This window comes from Microbispora sp. ATCC PTA-5024, from assembly GCF_000511135.2.
Taxonomy (GTDB): domain Bacteria; phylum Actinomycetota; class Actinomycetes; order Streptosporangiales; family Streptosporangiaceae; genus Microbispora; species Microbispora corallina.
The window spans coordinates 18,487-20,305 of sequence record NZ_KI866522.1 but is presented as its reverse complement, the minus strand read 5'-3'; the positions used below and the strand labels follow the sequence as shown (position 1 = coordinate 20,305).

Annotated in this window: 1 protein-coding gene and 1 pseudogene; both read right to left on the bottom strand. The window is 78.6% G+C overall.

Features of this window, described 5'->3' with window-relative positions:
- A partial coding sequence (murJ, locus tag MPTA5024_RS00090) for a murein biosynthesis integral membrane protein MurJ (protein WP_232326083.1) occupies nucleotides 1-1,512 on the bottom strand: 1,512 nt, incomplete at its 3' end.
- Nucleotides 1,509-1,819: pseudogene (locus tag MPTA5024_RS00085) on the bottom strand (hypothetical protein); the annotation flags it as partial. The gene murJ and the pseudogene MPTA5024_RS00085, both read right to left, overlap by 4 nt.

Below are 1,819 nucleotides of genomic sequence, written 5' to 3'. Positions count from 1 at the left end.
ACCCGCGAGGAAGCCGGCCCCGCCGCCGAGCACGGCCGCCGCGACCGCCCGGGGCACCCCCCGCACGGCGTCCGCGCCGCGGGCCGCCGCAACGGAGGCAAGGAGCAGCGCGCCGCCCACGGTCATCCCCACGGCCTGACCGGCGGCCAGCCCGCCGAGCCGCCACTCGCCGGGCAGGAGCAGCGCGAAGGCCACCTGCGCCGCGCCCGCGGTGAGCCAGCCGATCACCATGCCCCGGGCGGCCGCCCTCCCCCGCCCGGCCGCATACAGGACGCGGCTGAGGTGGGCCGTCAGCCCGTAGCCGACCAGGCCCGGGGCGAACAGCGCGATCGCCCGGGCGAACGCCTCCGGCGCGACCCGCGTGTCCGCCTGGCTCAGGAAGACGTGCGCGACCGGCCCGGCCGCGGCGGCCAGCGCTCCGGCGGCCAGCCCGCAGACGAGCACCACGGCGCGGGTGGTGCGGGCCGACAGCGCGGCGAACCCCTCGCCGTCCCCGCCCTCGGCCCGGGCCGCGAGCACCGGGAACGCGCTGGTCGCGATCGGCACGGCCAGCACGGCGTACGGGACCTGGTAGACGGCCCAGGCGTAGTTGTAGGCCGCGAGGGCGCCGCCGCCCACCTCGCGGTTGGCCAGCGGGATCACCAGCGCCATCGCCGCCTGCTGGGCCAGCAGCCCGCTCAGCCCGGCCAGCGCCAGCCGCCGCACCTGCACGGCCACGCCGTCCGGGAAGCGCAGGACCGGCCGCCACCGCAGCCGGAGCACGGCGGCGGGCCCGGCGACGGTCACGACGAGGGCGAGCACGCCGAGCGTGGTGCCCGCGGACAGGGCGTACTCGGCCGGCCCGGGGACCGAGGCGGGGTCGCGGTCGCCGCCGCTGAGCGGGACGAAGGCGAGGTACGCGACGATCACGACGACGCTCGACACGAGCGGCGCGAGCGCCGGGCCCGCGAAGCGCCGGTGGGCCTGGAGCACGCCGTACAGGACGACGGCCATGCCGTACAGCGGGATCTGGGGGGCGAAGACGACGAGCATCCGGGTCGCGACGGCGGCCACCTGGGCCGGATCGCACTCCGGGACGGCGGCGCCGATCAGCAGCCGCGTCACCGGGCCTGCGACGAGCGCGGTGATCACGGTGAGCGGGACGAGCAGGACCAGCACCCACGTCATCAGCGCCGACGCGATGCGGCCCGCCTCGGCCCGCGCCTCCTCGGTGGGGCGCGCCGCTGCCCCGGCGAGGACCGGGACGACCATGCCGGCCAGCGCCCCGCCCGCCACGACCTCGAAGACGATGTTCGGCACCTGGTTGGCGGTGTAGTAGGCGGTGGCCAGGCAGTTCGTGCCGACCGCCCGGGCGAACGCGAGCTGCTTGGCGAAGCCGGTGACGCGCGCGAGGACCGTGATGGCCCCGATCAGGACCGCGGCCCCGGCGACCCCCCGCGCGAGCCCGCCGTTCCCGCCCAGCCGTGCGGCGAGGCGGACGCGCGGCGGCCCGGCGGCCCTGCCCGAGGTCACGCGGACGGCCGTGCCGTTCCGGCCGGGGACAGGGGGGGACGGCGGCCGAGCATGTCGATCCGGTTCAGCACCGGGTTGCCGGCGATGACCTTGGTGAAGCTGACCTTCTCCGACGCCGCGGTGAGCGCGGCGACCGCGCCGAGCGCGACGAGCCGCCCGGTCCGGCCGAGACGGGCGGTGGCGGCGAGGCCGAGGAGGGCGCCGAGCGCGTTGGCGCCGGCGTCGCCGAGCATCGCCCGCTCCCCCAGGTCCTCGGGCAGCAGCGCCGCCGCCGCGCCGAGCGTCACGCCCGTCAGCGCCGCGGTCT